The sequence below is a fragment of the Brenneria nigrifluens DSM 30175 = ATCC 13028 genome (assembly GCF_005484965.1).
Lineage (GTDB): Bacteria > Pseudomonadota > Gammaproteobacteria > Enterobacterales > Enterobacteriaceae > Brenneria > Brenneria nigrifluens.
The window spans coordinates 3,435,411-3,459,556 of record NZ_CP034036.1 but is presented as its reverse complement, the minus strand read 5'-3'; the positions used below and the strand labels follow the sequence as shown (position 1 = coordinate 3,459,556).

General features: G+C 59.6%; 18 protein-coding genes. 9 read left to right on the top strand and 9 right to left on the bottom strand.

Annotated elements, in window-relative coordinates; genetic code table 11:
- Positions 1-29: 29 nt before the first annotated feature.
- From rcsB to EH206_RS16140, 3 genes are read right to left on the bottom strand one after another with little or no spacing between them, the layout of a single operon-like run.
- Positions 30-686, bottom strand: a complete 657-nt coding sequence (gene rcsB, locus EH206_RS16150) for a response regulator transcription factor RcsB (RefSeq protein WP_136163845.1) — start codon at positions 684-686, stop codon at positions 30-32.
- Positions 679-3,345, bottom strand: coding sequence for a phosphotransferase RcsD (rcsD, locus tag EH206_RS16145; protein WP_009113892.1), 2,667 nt, complete (start codon positions 3,343-3,345; stop codon positions 679-681). Before rcsD ends, rcsB begins: the two co-directional genes overlap by 8 nt.
- Positions 3,346-3,362: 17 nt before the next feature.
- Complete coding sequence (locus EH206_RS16140) at positions 3,363-4,532, bottom strand: MFS transporter (protein WP_009113891.1); 1,170 nt, start codon at positions 4,530-4,532, stop codon at positions 3,363-3,365.
- 559 nt (positions 4,533-5,091) lie between these two features.
- Between EH206_RS16140 and menD the strand changes: the two genes are divergently transcribed.
- From menD to menE, 5 genes are read left to right on the top strand one after another with little or no spacing between them, the layout of a single operon-like run.
- Positions 5,092-6,768, top strand: a complete 1,677-nt coding sequence (gene menD, locus EH206_RS16135; protein WP_009113890.1) for a 2-succinyl-5-enolpyruvyl-6-hydroxy-3-cyclohexene-1-carboxylic-acid synthase — start codon at positions 5,092-5,094, stop codon at positions 6,766-6,768.
- On the top strand, positions 6,768-7,547 hold the full coding sequence (menH, locus tag EH206_RS16130; protein ID WP_009113889.1) for a 2-succinyl-6-hydroxy-2,4-cyclohexadiene-1-carboxylate synthase: 780 nt from the start codon (positions 6,768-6,770) through the stop codon (positions 7,545-7,547). Before menD ends, menH begins: the two co-directional genes overlap by 1 nt.
- Positions 7,548-7,552: 5 nt before the next feature.
- Complete coding sequence (gene menB, locus EH206_RS16125) at positions 7,553-8,410, top strand: 1,4-dihydroxy-2-naphthoyl-CoA synthase (RefSeq protein ID WP_009113888.1); 858 nt, start codon at positions 7,553-7,555, stop codon at positions 8,408-8,410.
- A complete protein-coding gene (menC, locus tag EH206_RS16120; protein ID WP_009113887.1) occupies positions 8,410-9,381 on the top strand; it encodes an o-succinylbenzoate synthase in 972 nt (323 codons plus the stop codon). The genes menB and menC overlap by 1 nt, the downstream gene beginning before the upstream one ends.
- Positions 9,369-10,763, top strand: a complete 1,395-nt coding sequence (menE, locus tag EH206_RS16115; RefSeq protein WP_009113886.1) for an o-succinylbenzoate--CoA ligase — start codon at positions 9,369-9,371, stop codon at positions 10,761-10,763. The genes menC and menE overlap by 13 nt, the downstream gene beginning before the upstream one ends.
- Positions 10,764-10,890: 127 nt before the next feature.
- Here menE and EH206_RS16110 read toward each other — a convergent pair whose 3' ends face one another.
- Positions 10,891-12,333, bottom strand: a complete 1,443-nt coding sequence (locus EH206_RS16110; protein WP_009113885.1) for a catalase — start codon at positions 12,331-12,333, stop codon at positions 10,891-10,893.
- A gap of 259 nt (positions 12,334-12,592) precedes the next feature.
- On the opposite strand from EH206_RS16110, the gene EH206_RS16105 reads away from it, so the two are divergent.
- Complete coding sequence (locus EH206_RS16105) at positions 12,593-13,135, top strand: YfaZ family outer membrane protein (protein ID WP_009113884.1); 543 nt, start codon at positions 12,593-12,595, stop codon at positions 13,133-13,135.
- 83 nt (positions 13,136-13,218) lie between these two features.
- A complete protein-coding gene (locus EH206_RS16100; protein ID WP_009113883.1) occupies positions 13,219-14,442 on the top strand; it encodes a nicotinamide mononucleotide deamidase-related protein YfaY in 1,224 nt (407 codons plus the stop codon).
- 581 nt (positions 14,443-15,023) lie between these two features.
- On the opposite strand, the gene EH206_RS16085 is transcribed toward EH206_RS16100, so the two are convergent.
- From EH206_RS16085 to tesA, 3 genes are all read right to left on the bottom strand, one after another.
- A complete protein-coding gene (locus EH206_RS16085; protein WP_009113881.1) occupies positions 15,024-15,884 on the bottom strand; it encodes a thioredoxin family protein in 861 nt (286 codons plus the stop codon).
- Positions 15,885-16,069: 185 nt separating this feature from the next.
- Positions 16,070-16,846 (bottom strand): SDR family oxidoreductase, encoded by a 777-nt coding sequence (locus EH206_RS16080; protein WP_009113880.1) that lies wholly within the window; start codon positions 16,844-16,846, stop codon positions 16,070-16,072.
- 202 nt (positions 16,847-17,048) lie between these two features.
- A complete protein-coding gene (gene tesA / locus EH206_RS16075) occupies positions 17,049-17,750 on the bottom strand; it encodes a multifunctional acyl-CoA thioesterase I/protease I/lysophospholipase L1 (RefSeq protein ID WP_156803283.1) in 702 nt (233 codons plus the stop codon).
- On the opposite strand from tesA, the gene ybbA reads away from it, so the two are divergent.
- A complete protein-coding gene (gene ybbA / locus EH206_RS16070) occupies positions 17,706-18,407 on the top strand; it encodes a putative ABC transporter ATP-binding protein YbbA (RefSeq protein WP_040343345.1) in 702 nt (233 codons plus the stop codon). The genes tesA and ybbA overlap by 45 nt on opposite strands.
- Complete coding sequence (ybbP, locus tag EH206_RS16065; protein ID WP_009113877.1) at positions 18,404-20,833, top strand: putative ABC transporter permease subunit YbbP; 2,430 nt, start codon at positions 18,404-18,406, stop codon at positions 20,831-20,833. Before ybbA ends, ybbP begins: the two co-directional genes overlap by 4 nt.
- A gap of 37 nt (positions 20,834-20,870) precedes the next feature.
- On the opposite strand, the gene EH206_RS16060 is transcribed toward ybbP, so the two are convergent.
- Together EH206_RS16060 and EH206_RS16055 are read right to left on the bottom strand one after the other, a co-directional pair.
- Positions 20,871-23,000, bottom strand: coding sequence for a TonB-dependent siderophore receptor (locus EH206_RS16060; RefSeq protein ID WP_009113876.1), 2,130 nt, complete (start codon positions 22,998-23,000; stop codon positions 20,871-20,873).
- Positions 22,990-24,099, bottom strand: a complete 1,110-nt coding sequence (locus EH206_RS16055; protein ID WP_009113875.1) for an ABC transporter substrate-binding protein — start codon at positions 24,097-24,099, stop codon at positions 22,990-22,992. The genes EH206_RS16060 and EH206_RS16055 overlap by 11 nt, the downstream gene beginning before the upstream one ends.
- Positions 24,100-24,146: the final 47 nt, after the last annotated feature.

Below are 24,146 nucleotides of genomic sequence, written 5' to 3'. Positions count from 1 at the left end.
ATCGCGGGCATGATAACAGAGCAGGGGGGTTACTCTTTTTCCGTATGCGTGGCGTTGCCGTTAACGGAAGAGAGGTAGTTCAGCAGCGCAATATCATTATCCACGCCCAGTTTGGTCATCGCCGATTTTTTCTGGCTGCTGATGGTCTTAATACTGCGGTTCAGTTTCTTGGCGATTTCGGTTACCAGAAAACCTTCGGCGAACAAGCGCAACACTTCGCTCTCTTTCGGCGACAGGCGTTTGTCGCCATAACCGCCGGCGCTGATTTTTTCCAATACCTTGAGGACGCTGTCCGGGGTAAACTTCTTGCCTTTTTGCAGCGCCGCCAGCGCTTTGGGCAGATCGGTCGGCGCGCCTTGTTTCAGCACAATACCTTCAATATCCAAATCCAGTACGGCGCTCAGAATGGCCGGGTTATTGTTCATGGTCAGAACAATAATGGAGAGGTGCGGAAAGTGACGTTTAATATATTTAATTAAAGTAATGCCATCGCCGTATTTATCTCCCGGCATCGACAAATCGGTAATTAAAACGTTGGCGTCCAGTTTCGGCAGGTTATTGATCAAGGCGGTTGAGTCTTCAAATTCACCCACCACGTTGACCCATTCAATTTGTTCAAGCGACTTTCTGATGCCAAAAAGGACGATAGGATGGTCGTCGGCAATAATTACGTTTAGGTTACTCATCGTTTTGGTTACTCATATGTTGGCTACCTTGCTGTAGTAATGCACCGACGAATCCTCCAATTTCATGAAGGTTATTTTCTATCTGTACACTATCGTGCGCGGTAATATGCTGTTCAAGCTGCTCACAGAGCTGTTTGCCCGGATGCAGGTTTAACATGGCAAATACGCCTTTCAGCCGATGTGCCGTTTGCGCAAGTGACAAAAAATCACCCTCTTGCGCCTCAGTATACAGCCTCTTTAAATCATCCGGTACTGTCTCGACAAACAGCGAAAAATAATCGCTTGACGCCAATTGTCGGGCGTAGAACACGGCGTCGTGACACTCTTCCGACGGCGGCGTTTCCAACTGCTGCTCAATCAACTTAAGCAGCGCCTCCAGCAGTAGTTGGCTGATATTATAGTTCACCCGCAGCCGATGTGGCCCCAAAAGAACTACCGCGGTATCGTCGCCGCTGAGCAATATGGAATAATCCGCGCTCCTTTGCTCATCGTCGGTGATGCACAGATCGGCTTGCTGATTGACCTGGCGATCGTCGACCAGCAGATAGTTGGCTCCCCAGCCGGTCAGCAGATGGCTGACGATATGCTGTACTTCGTTTGAGGTGATATCCAGCAATACGTTGATGCCGTCCAGCAGTTTCTCTTCCTCGGCCGGCAGGGTTTCGGGCTCCACTCTTACCGTCAGGGTATAGTGTGTGCCAAGCCCCGTTTTACTGTGGATATGCAGCTTGCCGCCCAGTGTGTTGCACAGTTGATTACACAGGAATAGGGTCAATCCTGAATTTTGACTGAAACGATCCGCGCTTGCCGGATGTAAAAAAGGATGGTTAAGATTATCCTGTTCGATTCCCGGAATACCGGCGCCGGTATCGCTGATTTGTATCATCAGCTTTTCCGGCGTATTGGTATCACGATCGATGGAAAGCGTAATCTTGCCGTAGTCGGTATTGGTAATGGCGTAATTCAGCAGCAGCGATACTATTTTTCTCAGCAGTTCGCCATCGCCCAGATAGGTTTGATTAATATCCAGCTTGTAGTGATTAAACAGGGAAAGCCCTTTTTGATTAATCTTCGGCAGTAATTCCAGCAATAGGCCGTCGACCATCGTCAGTGGAGAAAAGCTTTCATGGGCGAGTTGCCATTCCTGCGTCTCCAGTTTTTCCTGCAACGCGATATTCTCCAGCAGATCAATGGCGTTGTCCGCATCGGTCAGCAGTTGCCGCACGATCTGCCGCCGTTCGGTAATATCATCGCTACGGCGAAGGGAAAGTATATTTTGACGTAGCGAAAGCAATGGCTGTTTGAATTCATTGAACAGATTTCTGAACAGTTGCTTCCTTGCCTGAACATTTTTTTCATATTCACGCTGCGCCAACTGGAGTTTTTTATTCACCAGAATCTCTTTATCCTGTTCACGCAGCAGAAACAGGCAATAGTCCGTGGAATATTGACTGCGGAACTGGCGTATTTCATACATTTCATTATTCACCGTGACCTGAACAACGCCCTGATGTTCATCGGCCATATTGGTGATTTTTTGCAGGCTGAGATGGGGCAGCAAATTTTCCGCCAGCGCGTTCTGCACAATAACCTTATTGCTGCTGAAGTCGTAAATCAGTACGCCCAGCGGAATGCGGCCGAGCGTTTCATGATAGATATCCAACCGCTTACTCAGCCGTTGTGATAAATCTTCGCCGGGGCGAGCGTATTTCTGACGGAAAAGATAAAAGCCGGCAAGGGTGAGTATCAGTAATACCAGCGTCAGCAACAGCAGCCAGATATTATTATGCAGCATATCGACGGCCAGCACTTTCACCGGAATCTGGAAAACGATTTTTACCGGCGCATTAACCAGCGGCGAGGATATCTCAAGCAGCGCGCCGTTCAAGTGGACCAGCGCGCTATCTTCATTGTGGCTATTGGCGTCATACGAGGCCGGCGCATCCTGGCGCAGAACGAAATTTTCGCGCGGCATATTGGCCGGGATCAGATCGTTGATGGGCAAGTCGAAGGCAATAATGGTCGCCAGGTGGCCGGGCTGATTAAATGTGGTGCGCAGGGTGAAATAATAATCGTTATAGAACCGCAGTTTGCGGATAGGCGAAAAACTTTCGCGCTCATCGAGTACATTGGCCTGCTGCAGCATCTCCGTGCGGCGCGCTTCCGCAATGGCGCTGATGTAGCTGCCGCGGAACTGGGACGATATGTCTTTCAGGGTCTGGGTTGAAATCATCGTCAGACTGTTATCGATGCCGTTAAGATAGTACATGGAATAGACATCGTTTTCCGCGCCCCACAGAATGTCCAGATAGTGTTGTGATATGCGGTAGACGGCGTTCAGGGTGGTTTGATCGTGCTGGCCGAATATCAGCGCGTCGGTGACCTGGCCGCTTTTCGCCACGTAAAAGACATTCGGCATCAGATTGATGGCGTTGATATTATCGTCGCTGGCGGGGGCCTCGCCATTCAGGTTGCCGTAAATCTGATAGGTAAAAAAACGATAGGTATCGATGCGTTTTTGTATCCCCTGGGCGATATCCGTCAAGGCATACTTTTTCTCCGTCAGCCAGCTACTGAGATAGTTATAGCCAAAAGTGCCGGTGAGCAGGAGGAGCAGCACGATGAACAGAGCAAAATAACGCATGATAATTGCCGGCATTGAATTTACGCTCCTGATTAACGGATAACGGCGCGCGCACTGGCGCCGACGAGCAACAATAACAGCGCGACGCACCCGAAGGCGACGCCCAGGCTGCTGGCCTGCGCGATAAAGCCCAGCAGCGTCGGACCCGCCAGAATACCGGCGTAACCGACGGTGGTAATAGAGGCGATAGCCAGATTCGCCGGCATGACTTGCTGATTGCCCGCCGCGGTGAACAGTATCGGCACCACGTTTGAGGCGCCGATCCCTACCATGACGAACCCCAGAATAGCGGTCGCCGCGTTGTCGATGCCGACGGCCAACAGCAATCCGCACGCCGCGCACAGGCTGCCGCCGGTTAGGACGGCATAGCGCCCCAGCGCATTGACGACGCGATCGCCGCTAAGCCGACCCAGCGCCATGGCGACGGAAAACGCGGCGTAGCCAATGCCGGCCTGGGCGCCGTCCAGACTGCGCTCCACGGTTAAAAACAGCGCGCTCCAGTCCAGTATGGCGCCCTCGGCCAGAAACATAATGAAGCACAGCAGGCCGATAAACATCACCCAGCCGCGGGGGATGACGAATAACGGACCGCTATCGGCCCGATTGGCGGCGCGCAGCAGATGGCGCTGCGCCAGAGACAGTAACGCCACGATCAGCGCCACCACGATCAGCATCGCCGCCGCGGGAGACAACCCCAGCCACAGCAGCGCGCTGACGCCGCCGGCGCCGGCTATCCCGCCGATGCTGAAAAATCCGTGAAAACCGGACATCATGGCCCGGCCGCTGGCCTGTTCGACAATCACGGCCTGAATATTCATGGAGACGTCAATCATGCCGATGGCCGCGCCGAAAAAAAGCAGGACGATCGCCATCAGCGGCAGCCTGTCCGCCTGCGTCAGCATCGGCAGCACCAGGCACAGTAAGGCGCCCGCCAGTAATATAACCGTCCGGCATCCCAGCTTGCCGGTCAACCATCCGCTGAACGGCATCGCCAGCAGCGAACCGATGCCGAGAGAAAGCAACAGCATTCCCAGCGAGGCATCATTAATTGCCAGACGGTTTTTGACGAAAGGCACCAACGGCGCCCAGGAAGCCATGGCAAAACCGGCGATAAAAAAAGCGCTGCGCGTGGCGGCCTGAGCCTTTTTGCCCGGTTGTTCCCGCCGGATGGAGGATGCTTCGGAATGCAGTGCGGTACTCATAGCCTGAACGACACATACCTAATGGACGTAATAAGGGCTTCTTTCTACCATAATCGGGAGGCCGAATCGAAGGATTCGTGATCGTAAACCGACAGATGGACGGATTATCGGATAAGTTAACGCGGACTGGCTGAAAAATGAACGGCGGGTGATCCTTTTCAAGCGGTATAACCTCTTACCCACGGCGCTTTTTTTTCCCGTATAATCCCGTACCTTACATCAGGAGACGGCGGCGTTTATCAATGCGTTCGGTTGAAATCAGCGACGCTGTTTTAACGCCGTATGCCGGCGCCGGCATACGGCGGGTTCCGATCCGCAACAAGAATCGCAGAAGCGGCAAAACAAGGCCGCCGGGTTAAAATCCCTGTTGGAAGACGATATATCATAGTTCTGTTTTATGTTTGTTGTGTCCGGCGCCGGTTTATATCAAAGTCGGCCAAGTGGAAAAAATTATAATTATTGCCATATGCCCTGAATAATTCGAATTGCGGTAAAGCCAACGCCTCCGTAGCTTGAAATATGACGGGGATAACCCGCAACCTGAATTGCTGAGTACATAATGTCGACAAGTGTCTTTAATCGCCGCTGGGCCGAGTTGTTGCTTGAGGCGCTAACCCGCCACGGCGTGCGCCATATCTGCATCGCGCCGGGTTCCCGTTCCACTCCGCTGACGCTGGCGGCGGCCGAGCACGGCGCGCTGATTTGCCATACCCATTTTGACGAGCGGGGATTGGGGCATTTGGCCCTGGGGCTGGCAAAGGCCGCCGCTGAACCGGTGGCGGTGGTGGTGACCTCCGGCACGGCGGCGGCGAATCTTTATCCGGCGATCGTGGAAGCGGGGCTGACCGGCGAGCGGCTGATCGTGCTGACGGCCGATCGTCCGCCCGAATTGATTGACTGCGGCGCCAATCAGGCCATTCGCCAGCACGGCCTGTATGCCTCCCACCCGGCGCTGGCGCTGAATCTGCCGCGGCCCACGGCGGATATACCGGCCCGCTGGCTGGTCTCGACGCTGGATAGCGCCATGGCTCAGCTGACGCACGGCGTACTGCATATCAATTGCCCGTTTGCGGAACCCCTATATGGCGCTGACGACGAAGCCGCCTACCGTGACTGGCTGACGGCGCTGGGCGACTGGTGGCGCCACCGCGAACCCTGGCTGCGTGAAATGCGCCGGACGACCTTGGCGCAGCAGCCCGACTGGGATGAATGGCGGCGCAAGCGCGGCGTTGTCATTGTCGGACAGGTCGGTCCGCAGCAGGGGGCGCAGATCGCGCGGTGGGCCAGCGCCCTTGGCTGGCCGCTGATCGGCGATGTGCTGTCGCAAAGCGGCCAGCCGTTACCCTGTGCGGATATCTGGCTGGCGAATCCCGCGGCGCTGGAGCGGCTCGATCGGGCGGAAATCGTGGTGCAGTTCGGCGGCTGCCTGACCGGAAAACGGCTGTTGCAGTGGCAGGAAACGTGCCGTCCGCAGTCGTTCTGGCTGGTGGATGCGCTGCCCGGCCGGCTGGATCCGGCGCAGCATCGCGGCCGCCGTCTGATCGCCGACATCGGCGACTGGCTCGCCGCGCATCCTCCGCTGACGCAATCCCCCTGGGCCGACGATCTGACGGCGATAGCCCGTCATGCCCGGCAGCAGGTTACGGCCCATCTGGCTGCGCGCTTTGGCGAGGCGCAATTGGCGCAACGGCTGCCGGAACTGCTGCCGCCGGACGGTCAGCTTTTTGTCGGCAATAGCCTGGTGGTGCGGCTGATTGACGCGCTGGCGCAGCTGCCGCAACAATATCCGGTGTACGGTAACCGGGGCGCCAGCGGCATCGACGGGCTAATCTCCACCCTGGCCGGCGTTCAGCGCGGCAATGGCAAGGCGACGCTGGGGATCGTGGGCGATCTCTCCGCGCTGTACGATCTTAATGCGCTGGCGCTGCTGCGCCAGGCGCCGGCGCCGCTGGTGCTGATCGTGGTCAACAATAACGGCGGCCAGATATTCTCCCTGTTGCCGACGCCGCCGCAGCAGCGGGAAGCGTTTTACTGTATGCCGCAGAATGTGGAGTTCGGCCATGCGGCGGCGATGTTCGGTCTTGACTACGTGCGCGCCGACAGCTGGCGGCAGATAAGCGATGCCGTCGCCCGCTGCTGGGCGCAGGGCGGCGTCACCCTGCTGGAGGTGGTGGTGCCGCCGAAGGATGGGGCGGAAACGCTGAGCGCCCTGGTGGCGCAGGCGGCGACGTGGTAATGCTGCACTGCCGGAAAATAGCCCCGGCCGAAGGCTCTCCCGCCCGGCCGTGGCTGGTGTGCCTGCACGGCCTGTTAGGCAGCGGAGAGGACTGGCAACCGATAGCGCCTTTTTTCAACGACTGGCCCTTGCTGCTGGTGGACTTGCCGGGGCATGGCGGCTCCCTCGGCGTTACGCCCGGCGGTTTTGCCCAGGTCAGCGAACTGTTGAGCGCCACGTTGCGCCAACAGGGCATTGAAGAGTATTTGCTGCTGGGGTACTCGCTGGGCGGCCGCATTGCCATGTATCATGCCTGTTGCGGGCAGCCTCGCGGCATGCGGGGGCTGCTGGCGGAGGGCGGCCATCCGGGGTTGGCCCAGCCCCGGTTGCGTGAACAGCGCCTGTTGCACGACGCCGGCTGGGCGCGGCGCTTGCGCCATGAACCGATGGCGGCGGTATTGAACGACTGGTATCGGCAGGCGGTATTCGCTGATTTAAACGCCGCGCAGCGCGCCGGCCTGGTTGCCCTACGCCGCCTGAATTACGGCCCCGCGGTGGCGGATATGCTGGAAGCCACCTCGCTGGGGCGGCAGCCCTGGCTGGGGGAGAAACTGCGGCAACTGGCTGTTCCCTTTGCTTATCTGTGCGGCGCCGCCGACGCCAAGTTTCAGGCGCTGGCGGCGCAGTATAATTTGCCGTTACTGAGCGTGGCGCGGGCCGGCCATAATGCGCATCAGGCCAACCCGGCGGAGTACGCCGCGCGGATACTTTCTTTTCTTTCGCATCCCGTTAAGGATTAATTATTATGCTTTATCCCAGTGAAGAACTGCTTTACGCCCCGGTGGAATGGCACGATTGCAGCGGCGATTTCGTCGATATTCTCTATCACAAATCCACCGACGGCATTGCCAAAATCACCATCAATCGTCCTCAGGTGCGTAATGCTTTTCGCCCGCAGACGGTGAAAGAGATGATCCAGGCGCTGGATAACGCCCGTCACGACGACGGCATCGGCGTGATTATTCTGACCGGCGCGGGAGAAAAGGCCTTCTGCTCCGGCGGCGATCAGAAAGTGCGCGGCGATTACGGCGGCTATCAGGACGACAGCGGGGTGCATCACCTGAACGTGCTGGACTTCCAGCGTCAAATCCGCACCTGTCCGAAACCGGTGGTGGCGATGGTGGCGGGCTACTCCATCGGCGGCGGACACGTGCTGCATATGATGTGCGATCTGACCATCGCGGCGGAAAACGCCGTCTTCGGCCAGACCGGTCCGCGCGTCGGGTCGTTCGACGGTGGCTGGGGCGCTTCTTATATGGCGCGTATCGTCGGACAGAAAAAAGCCCGCGAAATCTGGTTCCTGTGCCGGCAGTATGACGCGGCGCAGGCGCTGGAGATGGGGCTGGTCAATACCGTGGTGCCGCTGGCGGAGCTGGAAAAAGAGACGGTGCGCTGGTGCCGCGAGATGTTGCAGAACAGCCCGATGGCGCTGCGCTGCCTGAAAGCCGCCCTCAACGCCGACTGCGACGGTCAGGCCGGTTTGCAGGAGCTGGCGGGCAACGCCACCATGCTGTTCTATATGACCGACGAAGGGCAGGAGGGGCGCAATGCCTTTAATGAAAAACGCCAGCCCGACTTCAGTAAATTCAAACGGAATCCGTAATGCGCCGGGTTAAGGTTTATCGCTACAGCGTGCCGATGGAGGCCGGCGTGGTGCTGCGCCATCAGCGCCTGAAAACCCGCGACGGGCTGATCGTTCACCTGCAACAGGGTGACGGGCAGGGCTGGGGGGAGATTGCGCCGCTGCCGGAGTTCAGCGCGGAAACGCTGGCGCAGGCCGAGTCGGCCGCCCTTGAACAGCTGCGACGCTGGGCGGCGGGACAGCCGCTGGCGGATGACCTTCCGCCGTCGGTGGCTTTCGGCCTGAGCTGCGCGCAGGCCGAGCTGGAGCAGCGTTTGCCGCAGGCGGCGGATTACCGCAAGGCGCCGCTGTGCAGCGGCGATCCCGACGAACTGTTCGCCATGCTGCAGAGCATGCCGGGCGAAAAGGTGGCCAAGGTCAAGGTCGGGCTGTACGAGGCGGTGCGTGACGGCATGATCGTCAACGTTCTGCTGGAAGCCTTGCCGGACCTGCAACTGCGGCTGGACGCCAACCGCAGTTGGACGCGCGCCAAAGCCGACGGCTTTGCCCGCTACGTGGATCCGGCGTTGCGTTCGCGCATCGCCTTTCTGGAAGAGCCGTGCAAAACCCGTCAGGAATCCCGCGAGTTCGCGCGGGAAACCGGCATCAACATCGCCTGGGACGAGAGCGTGCGCGAAGCCGATTTTCGGGTGGAAGCGGAACCCGGCGTCAGCGCCATCGTGATCAAACCGACGCTGGTCGGCAGTCTGGCGCGCTGTCGAGAGCTGGCGCAGCAAGCCCGCCAGGCGGGGTTAAGCGCGGTGATCAGCTCCAGCATCGAATCCAGCTTGGGGTTAACCCAACTGGCGCGGGTGGCGCACTGGCTGACGCCGCATACGGTGCCCGGCCTGGACACGCTGGACCTGATGCAGGCGCAGGTGGTCAGGGGCTGGCCGGAAAGCCGCTTGCCGCTGTTGACCGCCGAACGGCTGGAAACGGTATGGCAATCCTGAGCGACTGGCCCTGGCATTACTGGGCCGAACGCGCGCCGCAGGCGGCGGCGCTGGTGGAGGACGACCTCCGCTGGAGCTGGCGGCAGGCGGCGGAGCGGATTAATCAACTGGCGGCCGACTTCGAGCGTCAGGGCGTAACGTCGGGCTGCGGGGTGGCGCTGCGCGGCAAAAACAGCGCGGCGATGCTGTGGTGTTATCTGGCGCTGTTGCAGTGCGGCGCCCGTTTGCTGCCGCTGAATCCGCAACTGCCGGCATCGTTAACCGACGCACTGTGGGATTCGCTCGACGTGACTTACGGGCTATGCCTGAATGCGCAATCATGGCCGTCGGGCGTGGTTGCCCTGCGGTATGCGCCCGGCGAACGCGGCGGTGCCGCTTATAACGCGCCGCCCTGGCGGCCGGAACGGCTGGCGACGCTGACGTTGACCTCCGGCTCCAGCGGCGCGCCGAAGGCGGCGGCGCATACCTTTGCCGCCCATTTGGCCAGCGCGGAGGGGGTATTGGCGATGATGGCGTTCGCCCCCGGCGACAGCTGGCTGCTCTCATTGCCGCTGTTTCATGTTTCCGGGCAGGGCATCCTGTGGCGCTGGCTGCTTTGCGGCGCGACGGTGGTGGTGCGCGCCCATCAGCCTTTGGAGCGCGCCTTGCAGGGCTGCTCTCACGCCTCTCTGGTGCCGACCCAGCTATGGCGGCTGCTGACGCACGATGCGGCGCCGGCCGCGCTGAAATCGGTATTGCTGGGGGGCGCGGCGATCCCGCAGGAATTAACCCGCGAGGCGCAGGCGCGCGGCATCAACTGCTGGTGTGGATACGGTTTGACCGAGCTGGCGTCCACGGTGTGCGCCAAGCGCGCCGATGGCCGGGCGGGCGTCGGGCTGCCGTTGCGCGAGCGGGAAATCCGTCTGGCGGGTGAAGAGGTGCTGCTGCGCGGCGCGACGCTGGCGGCAGGCTACTGGCGCGACGGGCGGCTTTTCCCGCTGGTCGACGAAGAGGGCTGGTTTCATACCCGCGATCGCGGGCGTTTCGCCGACGGCGAGTGGCATATTCTGGGCCGTCTGGATAACCAGTTCTTCAGCGGCGGCGAGGGGATTCAGCCGGAAAATATCGAGTCCGCGCTGCTCACGCACCCGGCGGTGCGGCAAGCCTACGTGGTGCCGATTGATGATTTGGAGTTCGGTCAGCGCCCCGTCGCGGTGGTTGAAATAAGCGGTTCGACAACGCTGGATGCGCTGCGGGATTGGTTGCTGCCGCAGTTGGCGGGCTTCCAGCGTCCGGTGGCCTATTATCATCTGCCGGCGGCATTGAAGAACGGCGGGATTAAAATTTCCCGCCGTCAGGTGAAAGCGTGGGTGGATAGCGAGAGTAATTCGCAGAAAGACTGAGGCGTATTTCCCCTTCGCAGGGGAGGGCGTTTAGCTCCTCCCCCTGACAAGGGGGAGGCCGGGTGGGGGTCATTAATGGCGACGACGCGAGTCCTGAAACCCGAGGGATCGCCTCAGGCTTGTTCTGTTATTTCCCAACGGCTTGCAGCGCTTGCGCCACGCCTGCCCCGTATGCGGGATCGACCTTGTTGAACAGCGCGATCTGCCGTTGCTGAATAAACTCGGGCACCTGCGACAGTTCGTCGGCGATGCGCTGGAACATGCGCTGGTGTTCCTCTTCGCTCAGCAGATTGAACAGCGCCCGCGGCTGGCTGAAATAATCTTCATCCTCACGGTGGTTCCAGTGATCGGCGGCGCCTTCAATGGTTAGCGGCGGCTCGCTGAAGTCCGGCTGCTCCTGAAATACGCCAAAGCTGTTCGGTTCATAGGTGGCGCCGTTGCCGCTGTTGCCGTCAACGCGCAGCGCGCCGTCGCGATGGTAGTTATGGAACGGGCATTTGGGGGCGTTGACCGGGATCTGATGGTGATTGACCCCTAAACGGTAGCGTTCGGCGTCGCCATAAGAGAATAGACGCCCCTGCAACATCTTATCCGGCGAAAAGCCGATGCCGGGTACGATATGCGCCGGGTTGAAGGCTGCCTGTTCCACTTCGGCAAAGTAGTTGTCCGGGTTGCGGTTCAGTTCGAAAAAGCCGACGTCGATCAGCGGATAATCGCCGTGCGGCCAGACTTTCGTCAGGTCGAACGGGTTGTACGGAACCTGTGACGCCTCGGCTTCCGGCATGATCTGGATCTGTAGCTTCCAGCGCGGGAAATCCCCGTTTTCAATGGCGTTGAACAGATCGCGCTGCGAGCTTTCGCGGTCTTTGCCCACCAGCGCTTCCGCTTCGTCGTCCATCAGATTCTCGATGCCCTGCTGGCAGATAAAGTGGAATTTGACCCAAAAGCGTTCGTTTGCGGCGTTGATAAAGCTGTAGGTATGGCTGCCGAAGCCGTGAATATGACGGAAAGATTTGGGTAATCCGCGGTCGCTGAAATCAATGGTCAATTGATGCAGCGATTCCGGCAACTGGGAGAAGAAATCCCATTTGTAGACCGGGTTGCGCAGGTTGGTGCGCGGGTCGCGTTTGACAATATGGTTGAGATCGGGAAATTTCAGCGGGTCGCGCAGATAGAACACCGGGGTATTGTTGCCCACCAGATCCCAGTTGCCCTCTTCGGTATAGAATTTCATGGCGAAACCGCGAATATCGCGCTCCGCGTCAGCGGCGCCGCGTTCCCCGGCCACGGTGGAGAAACGGATAAACATATCGGTTTTCTTGCCGATTTCAGCGAAGATTTTTGCCCGGGTATAGCGGGTAATATCGTGGGTAACGGTGAAGGTGCCGTGCGCGCCGGAACCTTTGGCGTGCATCCGTCGTTCCGGAATCACTTCACGATCGAAATGCGCCAGTTTTTCCAGAAACCATACGTCCTGCATCAACATGGGGCCGCGCCGTCCGGCGGTTATGATATTATTATTATCAACAACCGGCGCGCCCGCTACGGTCGTCAGCTTTTTCTTGCTCATCATTTCTTCCTTATAGTCATGGTATTGGTACGGATATTTACTCTTAATACTATTGTTCATTTTGTGGTTTTAGCCAAATAGGTGGCGCTTATCGTTATTATCGGCAGCCGTCGGGAATGGAAATGGTTAGCATTATTTAGCGCAACAGGCGGCGTTTTAGGATAATGTCGCGCTGGAGTAGCGGCGGGATTGAGGTAGAATCGGCAGCGATATCAATACATTTTGCGTGCTTTTACTAACTGTTTGAGGGAAATCGACAATGAAAAAATTTGTGATTGCCTGTGCGGGAAGCTTGCTGCTTGCCACGGCTTCCGCGCATGCCATCGGTATTTCCGGGGAGGCGGGGCGCGACTATGCGGGCGCGAACGCCAGCTTCGGGCTGCTGGTCCCCGGCCTGTCCGGCAACGTAAGCTATGCCCACGGCGACAATAATAACGATGTGTACGGTTTCGGGTTGGGCTACACTATTCCCGCGGGACCGCTGAAAGTAACGCTGGGCGGCAAGGCTTTGTATCTGAATCAGGATCGCGGGTCGGACGGCCATGCGCTGGCGCTGGGCGGCGGGGTGCAGTGGCCGATCAACCGTTACTTCTCTGTTTACGGCGAAGGGTACTACTCGCCGGACGCGTTCTCCAGCCATGTCGATCACTATGTTGAAGGCAAGGCAGGCGTGCGCTGGCAGGCGCTGCCGATACTCAATGTGGATGTGGGTTACCGCTATATCAATCTGGCCGGCGAAAGCGGCCGTTCAGACAACAAGCTGGCGGATTCAGCCTACATCGGAGTTGGTCTGAGCTTCTGATAGCCGGCGTTACCCACACGGCCATCGGATGTGGTGACGGGCGCGAGCGATCGCGCCCGTTTGCTATTACGCAGGAGTGAAAAATGCTTAGGGTCGAGATGTTATGTACCGGCGATGAAGTGCTGCATGGTCAGATTATGGATACCAATGCGGCCTGGCTGGCGGACTACCTGTTTCAGCAGGGATTGCCGATGAGCAGCCGGATGACGGTGGGGGACGATCTCGACGCGTTGGTCAGCGCGCTGACCCAGCGCAGCCGGATCGCCGATATTCTGATTGTCAATGGCGGGCTGGGGCCGACCAGCGACGACCTTAGCGCCCTGGCGGCGGCCACCGCGGCGGGCGAAGGATTGGTTGAGCACGCGGAGTGGCTGGCGCGCATGGAGGCCTTTTTTGCCGGGCGCGGACGGGTGATGGCGCCCAACAATCGTAAACAGGCGCAGATCCCCGCCGGCGCGGAAATGATCGATAACCCGGTCGGTACGGCCTGCGGTTTTTCCCTGCGGTTAGATAAATGCCTGCTGTTTTTTACCCCGGGCGTGCCTTCCGAATTCAAGGTGATGGTGGAGCAGCAAATCATGCCGCGTCTGCGCGAGCGTTTTGCCATCGGCCAGGCGCCGCTGTGTCTGCGTTTGACCACCTTCGGCCGTTCGGAAAGCGATCTCGCCAACCAGCTGGACGGGCTGGCGCTGCCGCCGGGCGTGGTGCTGGGCTATCGCTCCGCGATGCCGATTATCGAGCTGAAACTGACGGGGCCGGCGGCGCAGCGGACGGCGATGGAGCAACTGTGGCAGCAGGTGCGTAGCGTGGCGGGGGAAAATACGCTATTTGAAGGCACCGAGGGGTTGCCCGCGCAGCTGGCGCGCCGGCTGGCTGAGCGCGGGCTTCGGCTGGCGGTGAGTGAGCGCTTTACCGCCGGCCTGCTGAACTGGCGGCTACAGGCGGTCGGCATGCCGCTGGCGGGGGGCGAGTTGCCGGCAGATACCCGCTCGCGGGACTTGAACCAACTGGCGGCCGATACCCGCCAACTGGCGGAACGTCACGCCGCCCCGCTGGCGCTGACGGTCGGCGCCAGGGATGACGAGCGGCTGACCATTGCGCTGCATACGCCGCAAGGGACGTTTGCCCAGACGATACAGTCCGCCGCGCCGCGTTATAGTCTGAAGATACATCAGGAACTGACGGCCATATTCGCCATGAATATGCTGCGCCGCTGGCTGAATGGCTGGCCGGTTTACGGCGGCCACGGCTGGATCGCCGTGCTGGAGACATTGGAGTCAGGGCATCAGGGGTTATCAGCGGAATAGCCAATTCTGGTTTCTGACTATTGGCGGACCCTTGTCAGAAGAGCCAAACTCCCTCCCCTGCGACTGTCTCTTAGTCACATATACTGTTAACGGTATATGTGAGTTCAGCGCTATTTCGTGCGCGAAAAGAAAGGGATTTTTATGCCACGTCGAAGCACGCGCCCGACGCAGGGCGCTCAGTCGCCGCAGCCCTGCGAACCCTGGCTATCGGCTGAAATTATGCCGCTTCGCGGTGCCTTCGGAATCGGAGGTCTCCTGTCGAACCGCCATTGACGCGGGATACTCGCCCCATCCATGGGGCTCGCCCTAACGGGCCAGCACAAGTGCTGTTCAAAAACGCTCCCGGCGTTTTTGTCCGGCGCGGCACTGGCTTTCGCCGCATCCATGCGGCTCATTCGGGAGACCTCCCATTCCTCAGCATAATTTTTTACGCCGACGAAAAGCAAAAAACAAAGAACCAAGAATGAACCCAAGACCAGAATACACATGGTCTCTAGAGGTTCCTTGGATTTGTGTATAAGAGACAGCCCTTGTCAGGGGGAGGAGCCAACTCCCTCACAGCCCCCCTTGTCAGGGGAATATTAATACAGCAGTGAATAAAGCTGGCGGCGGTAGCGGGCGGCGAGGGCGTCGCCGGTGCCGAGCGCAGCCATGATATCCAGCAGCGTTTTGCGGGCGTTGCCCTGCGCCGCGCCGAGATCCTGCTTCAGAAAGCCGAGCAGCAGCTCAAGCGCTTCTTCATTACGCCCCACCTGATGCAGCTGCAGCGCCAGCTGTACCGCCAGTTCGGCGTTCTGCGCATCGTCCGCCAACTGCTGTTGCAGCTGTTGGATTTCCGGCGTGTCGGCGGCCTGCTTCAGCAATTCAATCTGCGCCACCAGGCTGTGGTAGCGGGTATCCTGATCCTGGAGCGGAACGGTTGCCAGCACGGCTTCGGCCTCTTCGCTGCGGTTGAGCTGAATCTGCACCTCCGCCAGTAGCAGGCCGATGTCGCTGCGCTGCTGGCTCAGTTGCCAGGCTTCTTTCAGCAGCGCCAGCGCCTCCGGCAGTTTGCCCTCCTGAATCAGCTGCTGAGCTTCGGCGACCTTCAGTTCTTCCGCTTTCGGCAATACCCGCTGCAGCAGGTCGCGGATGGCCTCTTCCGGCTGCGGCCCCTGAAAACCATCGACGGGCTGGCCGTCCTGGAACAGGTAGACGGTGGGGATCGCCCGCAGGCCGAACTGTGCCGCAACGCGCTGCTCGGCGTCGCAATCCACGCGGGCAAGAAGAAATTGCCCGACATATTCCTGCGCCAGTTTATTTAGCGCCGGCTCCAGTTGCTGGCAATGTTGACTGCGCTCCGACCAGAAATAAAACAGCACGGGCAGCGTCGCGGACTGTTCCAGCACCTGATGAAGATTGGACTCGTTAACATCGATAATCGTTGCTTGTTGTTCTAGCATGGGGTTCTCTCTTATCCGTTTCGATTTGATATGGGGGCGGAACGCGTCGCTTCAAGCCACTACCCGTCATCTTTCAAATTGCAGGTGCGTTGGCTGCGTATACTCACCCGAATCACTTACTGATGTAAGCTCATCGGGATTCGCTCGCTTGCCGCCTTCCTGCAACTCGAAATCTATAGGGTATATTAGGAACGGGTACGTAATACATTATCCAGACAGCGTCCGGGCAGCAGACGGCGCAGCCAGGACAGAGCGTGCGCCACCAGCGTTACCGGATAGCGCAGCCTGGGGCGCGGGCTCTCCAGCGCATGACGCAGTTTAGGCAATACGGCTTCCGGCGGCAGCGTAAAGCGTCTGGCGATGCCGGGATTGGTGACCGGCCGATCGGCCCGGGTCTGGTCAACGTTGGCGGTAAAGCGGGTGGTCAGCGGACCGGGTTCGATCAGGCTGACGTGCAGACCGCTGCCGTGCAGCTCCATGCGCAGCGCATCCGACCAGGCTTCAAGAGCGAATTTACTGGCCGCATAGGCGCCCCGTCCGGGCGTCGCCACCAGCCCCATCACCGAGCTGGTCTGAATGATGCGCCCTTCGCCGTGCGGCAACATGGCCGGCAGCAGCAGTTGCGTCAACTGATGCGTACCGAACAGGTTACTGGAAAACTGCCGTGCCAACTGCCGGCGCGAGATATCGCGCAACGCGCCATATAATCCGTATCCGGCGTTATTAAACAGCCCGTACAGGCGGTTTCCGCTCAGCGCAATGACCTCGGCGGCGGCCTTTTCAACGCTGGCGGGGTCGTCCAGATCGAGTTCGATCCCTTCCAGACCCAGCTCCGCCATGCGCGCGACATCCTCGGGGCGGCGACAGGCGGCGAGCACCCGGTAGCCGCGTTTTTGCAGATCCTGCGCCGCGATCAGACCAATACCGCTGGAACAGCCGGTAATCAGCACCGTTTTTTGCATAACTTTACCTAATTCAAGGGCCTATTTATTAAGACTCATGGTTAACTATACCCGTCATCTTTCAAGTCGCAGATGCGTTGGCTGCCTTCCCTCACCCCAGTCACTTACTTGAGTAAGCTCCTGGGGATTAATGAGAGACATCCTGTCTCTCACCGGAGGCCAGCCATTGGCTGGTCAAATTCGTTCCCGACGAATTTGTCGTTCAGTTGCCGCCTTCCTGCAACTCGAAATCTATTGGGTATAAGGATTCCAGCTGTTGCGCCATCCAGTCGGCGATAAAGGGTTGGGCATCACGGGCGGGATGGATGCCGTCCTCCAGTATCCACTCTGGCTTAAGATACACCTGTTCCATAAAGAACGGCACCAGAGGAATGGAAAACTGTTTTGCCAGCCGCGGATAAACGTCGCTGAATGACTCATTGTAGCGGCGGCCGTAATTGGTCGGCAGGCGGATTTGCATCAGCAGCGGCTGCGCCTGCGCCTGTTCGACCAGCGTAATGATTTTGCTCAGATCCTGTTCGATGTTGTTCGGCGGAAAGCCGCGCAGCCCGTCATTGCCGCCAAGTTCGATCAGCACCCAGCGCGGCTGATGCTGCTTCAGCAGCGCCGGAAGACGCGCCAGCCCTTGGCCGGCGGTGTCGCCGCTGATGCTGGCGTTAACGACTTTTACGCCGTCCGGCCGCGTCTGCCATTTCTGATCCAGCAGGGCGGGCCAGGCGCTGGCGGCAGGCATGCGATAGCCCGCGCTGAGGCTATCGCCCAGTATCAGTAAAGTATCCGCCGCCAAAGCGCGTACACTGAATAATCCCAGAAGTAAAAGGACGAAAACATGTTTGCAAAGACCAGTCCAGCGAGAGCTATGGCAACCAATCTCGGACCCGCGGAAAACATTCTTGAAGTTCATCATCTTAGTAAGCACGTCGGTCAAGGGGAACATCGGCTTTCCATCCTTACCGGAGTTGAGCTGATTGTCAAACCCGCGCAGACAATCGCCCTGATCGGCGAGTCGGGTTCGGGCAAGTCGACGCTGCTGGGTATTCTCGCCGGTCTGGACGACGGCAGCGAGGGCGAGGTCAGCCTGATGGGCGAATCGTTGAACAAACTGGACGAGGAAGGCCGCGCCGCGCTGCGCGCCAGAGACGTGGGGTTTGTTTTTCAGGCGTTTATGCTGGTGCCGACGCTGACCGCGTTGGAAAACGTCCAGTTGCCGGCGTTGCTGCGCGGCGAAAGCGACGGCCACAGCCGCGGGCAGGCGGAACAACTGTTGCAGCAACTGGGGTTGGGCGAGCGTCTGCATCATCTCCCGGCGCAGCTTTCCGGCGGGGAACAGCAGCGGGTGGCGCTGGCGCGCGCTTTCAGCGGGCGTCCCCAGGTGCTGTTCGCCGACGAGCCGACCGGCAATCTGGACCGCAAAACCGGCGAGCGCATCGTCGAACTGCTGTTTTCCCTCAACCGCGATTACGCCACCACGCTGATTCTGGTCACCCATGACGAACAGCTGGCGGCGCGCTGTGAGCGGCGGCTGCGGCTGGTGGACGGCAAGCTGCGGGAGGACGCATGATCTGGCGGTGGTTCTGGCGCGAATGGCGCTCTCCTTCATTATTGATTGTCTGGCTGGCGTTAACGCTCGCCGTGGCCTGCGTGCTGGCGCTGGGCACCATCGGCGACCGGATGGAAAAGGGGCTGAGCCAGCAAAGCCGTGATTTTCTGGCCGGCGACCGGGTGTTGCGCGCGTCGCGCCCGGTGGATGAAGCCTGGCTACAGCGGGCGCAGCAGCAGGGATTGACGTTGAGCCGGCAGATTTCATTTATGACCATGACCTTTGCCGGCGATACGCCGCAGTTGGCCAGGGTAAAAGCCACCGACCAGCGCTATCCGTTATACGGCGAGCTGCAGACTCGTCCGGCCGGGCTGCGGGCGGAGCAGGGAACCGTGCTGGTCGCCCCGCGCCTGTTGGCGCTGCTGGGGCTTAAGGTCGGCGATATGCTGGACGTCGGCGATACCTCGCTGCGGATTAACGGCGAGCTGATTCAGGAGCCGGATTCCGGTTTTAACCCCTTTGATACCGCGCCGCGGATTTTGATGAATCTGGCCGACGTGGAGAAGACCGGAGCCATACAGCCCGGCGGGCGCATCAGCTGGCGCTATATGTTTGCGGGCGACGAGCGGCAAATCACCGAGTTCGGCGATTTTATCAAGCCGCAGCTCAAGCCCGACCAGCGCTGGTACGGCATGGAGGATTCCGAAGGAGCGCTGAGCCAGTCGTTAAAACGCTCGCAGCAATTTCTGCTGCTGTCCGCGCTGCTGACTTTGCTGTTATCCATCGCCGCGGTGGCCGTTTCCATGGGGCATTATTGCCGCAGCCGCTATGATTTGGTCGCGGTGTTGAAAACGCTGGGCGCCGGACGACGGGCGCTGCGACGGCTGATCGTCGGGCAGTGGCTGTCGGTGCTGGGGCTGGCGGCGCTGTGCGGCAGCCTGGTCGGGCTGGGCTTTGAGGCGGTGCTGATGAAAATGCTGGCGCCGGTCCTGCCGGCGACGCTGCCGGCCGCCGGGCTGTGGCCGTGGGTATGGGCGCTGGGGTCGCTGCTGCTGATTTCATTGCTGGTCGGGCTGCGCCCTTACCGTTTACTGCTGGCGACGCAGCCGCTGCGCGTATTGCGCCAGGATGTGACGGCCAATGTCTGGCCGCTGCGTTACTACCTGCCGGCGGTGCTGGCGATTGTGGTGGGGCTGCTTGCCGTGCTGTCCGGCGGCAGCTCCCTGCTGTGGTCGCTGCTGGGCGGCATGGCGGTGCTGTCGTTGTTACTGGGGGTGATTGGCTGGGGCGGGTTGTTGCTGCTGCGCCGTTTGACGGTTAAGCAACTGGCGATGCGGCTGGCGATTAACCGCCTGCTGCGTCAGCCCTGGTCGACGCTCAGCCAACTGGCGGCGTTTTCGCTGTCGTTTATGCTGCTTGCCCTGCTGCTGGTGATGCGCGGCGATTTGCTGGAACGCTGGCAACGGCAGCTGCCGCCGGACAGTCCGAACTATTTTCTGTTGAATATCACCGCGGAGCAGGTGCCGCAGGTGAAAACCTTTCTTGAGCGGCACCAGGTTAAACCGGAGCTGTTCTATCCCATTATTCGCGCCCGTCTGACGGAAATTAATCAGCAGGTGGCGACGGAAGTGATTCATGAGGACGATCCGGGCGGCAACACGGTAAACCGCGAGCTGAATCTGACCTGGATGCACGGGATACCGGATCACAACGTGCTGGTGGAGGGGGAAGCGCCGAAAGCCGGCGAAGTCTCGATGGAGGCGGAAGAAGCAAAAGAGATGGGGATTAAAATCGGCGATACGCTGACCTTTACCGGCGACACGCAGCCGTTCAGCGCCCGGGTCACCAGCTTCCGCCAGGTGGATTGGGAAAGCCTGCGCCCGAACTTTTTCTTTATCTTTCCTCCCGGCGCGCTGGACAGCCAGCCGCAGTCGTGGCTGACCAGCTTCCGCCACGATGGCGACGAGCAGATGGTAGTCCAGCTAAACCGCCAGTTCCCGACGCTAAGCGTGATGGATGTGGGCAGCATTCTGCGTCAGGTGGGGCAGGTATTGCAGCAGGTGAGCCGGGCGCTGGAAATTATGGTGATCCTGGTGCTGTTGTGCGGCGTATTGCTGCTGCTGGCGCAAATCCAGGTGGGGATGCGTCAGCGGCGGCAGGAACTGATGGTGTACCGCACCCTGGGCGCCGGGCTGCGCCTGTTGCGCACCACGCTGTGGTGCGAGTTCGCCGTATTGGGGCTGGTGGCGGGGGCAGCGGCCGCTATCGGCGCGGAGGCGGCGCTGTGGCTGTTGCAGAGCCGGGTGTTCAATTTCCCGTGGCAGCCGAATCTGGCGATGTGGCTGATATTGCCGTTGGCGGCGGCGCTGTTGTTATCGCTGTGCGGCGGCTGGCTGGGGCTGCGGTTGCTGCGCGGCAAGGCGCTGTTCCGGCAATTCGCCGGGTGAAATTAACGGGCCGGCGATACCGGCCCGTTGACGGGAACTAGAAATCCACGCTGGCGCGCAGCACAAACTGGCGCGGTTCGCCAATGGCGACGCGATACTGACCGCCGCTGGAGGGGTAATAGGTTTTATCAAACAGGTTCTTGATATTAAGCTGCCACTTCACCTGGTAGCCGTTAAGCGGCAGGCTGTAAGCCACGAACGCATCCGCCACCGTATAGTCATCCAGATAGAAGCTGTTCGCCGCATCGCCGGCGCGGCGGCCGACGTAGCGCGCCCCGGCGCCGGCGCGCAGGTTATCGCCGGCGTGAATGCCGGCGTCGCCGAAATCCTGGGTCAGAAACAGCGAGGCGGTATGACGCGCGACGTTGGTCATTTCATTGCCGTTATTTTCCGGGTCGGCGGTAACGCGGGCATCGGTCCAGGCGTAGGAGCCGATCAGGCTGAGGGAATCCGTCAGCTTGCCGGCCAGATCCAACTCGATGCCCTGCGAGCGCACTTTGCCGGCGGTGCGGTATACCTTTTCGTTAATTCCGTTCACAGATATAGTGTCGTCAATCTTTACATTACGCTTTTTGATATCAAAAAGCGCCACGTTGGCGGTAATACGATTAGGCAGATCCAGCTTGGCGCCGATTTCGTAAGACTGGCCAATCTCTGGGGGAAGGGAACCTATCTGATCGGCGATCGACGAGTTGGGTTTAAACGACTCGCTGTAGCTGGCATAAAGCGAAGAATAGGGCGTCAGATTGTAAATAATGCCGGCGCGCGGCACTACGCGGTTATATGAGCTATCGGTACGGGTGACGAACGGGCGGCCTTTGCCGGCCATCACGTCGAAGCTGTCGTAACGCACTCCGCCCAGCAGCTGCCAGCGATCGTTCAGGCGAATGACGTCCTGCAGAAAGAAGCCGCTGCTGTCGATATTTTCCCGCTGATCGCTGTCCGAGGCGATGACATTGCTAGACGGCGCCAACTGACCGTATACCGGATGGTAAATAGTAAAGTCCGTACTGTTGTTCGTCCCGCGGATCATATCGCCGCGGAAGGTGCGGTCGGCTTCATAGTCAAAGCCGAGCAGCAACTGGTGATTGACCCGTCCCCAGTCAATATCCCCGTTGAACGTAAGCTGCACCACCTGGGTTTGCGCGTGGGCATAGCCGGTGGCGTCCGGACGCCGGGTCAGTATGCCGCTATCGGCATCGTAGCTCATCGCCCGCGCCTGATTATCGCTATAGCGGTTGCGGTTATAGGAGTAGGTGAGGCTGCTTTTCCAGCGATCGCTCAGGTTGCGCTCCGCCTGTAGGGTGATGCTGTCCTGATCGCCGCGGGTGGCGTTGTAATGCTCGTCGAAACGGCTTTCGCGCGGCGTATTCACCGGCTTGTCGCTGTTGGGGTCGATAATGGTGCCGCGATCGAACGGCGTCAGGTATTCCATATGCTCGTAGGCCACCCGCACCGTGGTCTCTTCCCCGTACCACATCAGCGACGGGGCGATGGTGGTTTGCCGGTTGCGGCCGAAGTTGCGCCAGTAGTCGGTTTCGTCATGATCGACCACCATACGGTAAGCCAGCCCGGAGGCGCCCAGCGGTCCGGTTACGTCCAACTGGCCGCCGCCGCCGTTAAAACTGCTGCCCCAGCCTTCGATATGCGTTTTTTGCACCAGCTGCGGTTTTTTGCTGATGATATTAATCACGCCGCCGGGTTCGCCCATGCCATACAGCATGGAGGCCGGGCCTTTCAGCACTTCCACGCGCTCGCTGGTCGGGGTGAAGTTGCGGGCCTGGATGGAGCGTACGCCGTCCCGAAACAGGGAGCCGTCGCGGTTGTCGCCAAAGCCGCGCTTGATCAGCGCATCCTGGGTGCCGCCGAGGGTGTTGGATTGGGTAATGCCGCTGACGTTATATAACGCTTCGTCAATATTGCGTACCGCGCGGTCGGCAATCACCTGGCTTGGCACCACGTTGACCGCCTGCGGTACGTCCAGCAGGCGGCTTTCGCTGCGGGTGCCGGTTACGGTTGTATGCGGCTGATAGCCGGTTTCCGCCTGCTGCTCCGCCGTGGCGATAACCTCCAGCGTGTCGTTCCGCGTTTCGGCGGCCGCCTGCATGCCGAACGGCAGCAGCGCCAGCGCCGGCCAGCCGTTACGCCGTATTTTCTTATTCTTCATGTGCAAGTTGACTCCAGTATGTCCCTGAAAAATCAATAGGTAAAAACTGCTGGTAGAGTTTTTTTAGTGTGAGTTGCGGCTCGATATCCTCGAACAGGTCGGGGTAGAGGGCTTTAGCGAACATCTCCACCATAACGACGTGATAAGGGCTGAGGTAAAAGTTGTGCCACATGCTCCACGCCCGTCCTTGTTGCACCGCCGCAAGGTGCGAGAGGATGGCGTCCTGACGAATCAGTGTGCTGAAGCTGTTTTGCGCCTGCTGCCGGCTGACCGCGGGCCCCAGCATCAGGCTGGAAAAACGTTTGCCGTCCGGCCCGGCCATGCCGGTGGCGATGTAGACGTCGGGGTCGGCCGCCAGTACGCGTTCCGGGCTGAGCTCGCCGTATACGCTGTTGATGGTGCCGGCGGCGATATTTTCGCCGCCGGCGAAGGCCAGCAGATCGCCCAGGTTTCCCCCCACGGCGGTGGTGCAGCAGGTATCGCGGCGGCCGAGATGCAGATGCAGCATCACCGTGGTTTTTTTACCCTGGTATTGCGCGATGCGCTGACGAATGACATTCATATGCTGCTGATAAAATTCGCTGAACGCCGCGGCCCGCCGCGGCTGATTCAGCGCCTCTCCCAGCAGTTGGATGCTCGGCAGGGTGTTGCGGAGCAAATCAACGCGCAAATCGACGTAGATAACCGGAATACCCGCGCTGGTCAGCGTCTGTTGCAGCAGGTCATCGCCGGCGCGCTGTTTTGCCAGCCGCGGCAAAATCACCAGATCGGGTTTTAACGGCAGCAGGGTTTCCGCATTCAGCGTGGGTAAACCGCCGCTGCCTAACTGCGGGATCTGCTTGATTGCCGGGAATTTTTCCGTATAGCGTTGCCAGCTTTGCGCGTCATAACGCGCCATGTCGCCCGGCCAGCCCACGACGTATTTCGCCGGATTTCCCGGCTCAAGCAGGGCCAGCGTATAAAGCATGCGGCTTTCACCGAGGATGATGCGCCGCGGGTGGTCCGGGATCGTCACCTGTCGGCCCAGAATATCGGTGACGGTTTTTGCCGACGCCAGCGGGCCAAGAAGCGATAAAACAATAAGGATGGCAAGGCGCATGATGGACTCTGCAAAAAAACGGGTGGCGAAAGATAATTACTACCCTG